This window comes from Oleiphilus sp. HI0066, assembly GCF_001635725.1.
The window spans coordinates 1-909 of sequence record NZ_LWFH01000250.1 but is presented as its reverse complement, the minus strand read 5'-3'; the positions used below and the strand labels follow the sequence as shown (position 1 = coordinate 909).

Annotated in this window: 2 protein-coding genes; both read left to right on the top strand. The window is 41.3% G+C overall.

Going from position 1 to position 909, the window contains the following annotated elements; genetic code table 11:
* The coding region (locus A3738_RS03895; protein WP_231876525.1) for a hypothetical protein at nt 1-330 on the top strand (330 nt) is incomplete at its 5' end.
* Nucleotides 331-422: 92 nt separating this feature from the next.
* Nucleotides 423-909 (top strand): 6-carboxytetrahydropterin synthase (locus A3738_RS03890; protein ID WP_197473565.1); only part of this gene is annotated, 487 nt, incomplete at its 3' end.

Below are 909 nucleotides of genomic sequence, written 5' to 3'. Positions count from 1 at the left end.
CAGATACATGTTCACTTTGGAGCTCCGGTGTCGCTTGATGGAACAAACGCCCATGGGCAAGACATCTATGGTCAGTTTGCTTCAAAGATAGATCGCGAAATGCATTGCAGTTATCGCGTGTTTCCAATTAATTCATTATGCGACAAGTTAGTCCATAATAATTACGCTCCTCCAGCAGATCTGGCAGAAGAAGAACAAACCAGTTTAACAGTTTTAAATAAACGCCTTTCAGTCACGATTGAAGACAATTTGATTAATGATCTAGCCAAACAGGTCATCCAAAACTACGCTCAAGCGAGTATCCTCCAGCGCGCTGCATTAAAAGTGTAAGTTTGATTGGGAAATAAGTGGTTTTAAACCTACACTTTGGTAGACTCCGCAGCGCTATTCATTGACCATTTGGTTACCAAACAGGATTCGCCATGAACCGCCTTTTTGTTCAAAATTTAACAGTCATCGACTTCTCATATTTCGACGCTCAACGCGGCATTATGGGAGAAAGCTGGATTGTTGATATTGAATTGCAGGGCGAGCTTGATGATCAAGGTATGGTGTTTGATTTTGGTGACGTTAAAAAGCAAATTAAACAACTCATAGATACCGAAGTTGATCATCGTTTTGTTATCTCAACACAGTTGAAAAACCTGTCGATCGAGCAATCTCAGCATAAAGTCCGTCTAAATTGGGATTCTCAGCTCGGTCACTTTGAACATGAGTCGCCGAAAGACTCTGTCGTGTTGCTTGACGCCAAAACAGTCAACACGAAAAGCATCTCTAAATACCTTGAAGATAAGATCCTAGATGTACTGCCAAGCAATGTGACTGGCGTTACGCTTAAGCTTTATGAAGAGCAAATCGAAGGTGCGTATTATCATTACAGCCNCGGATTAAAGAAACACTTAGGCAATT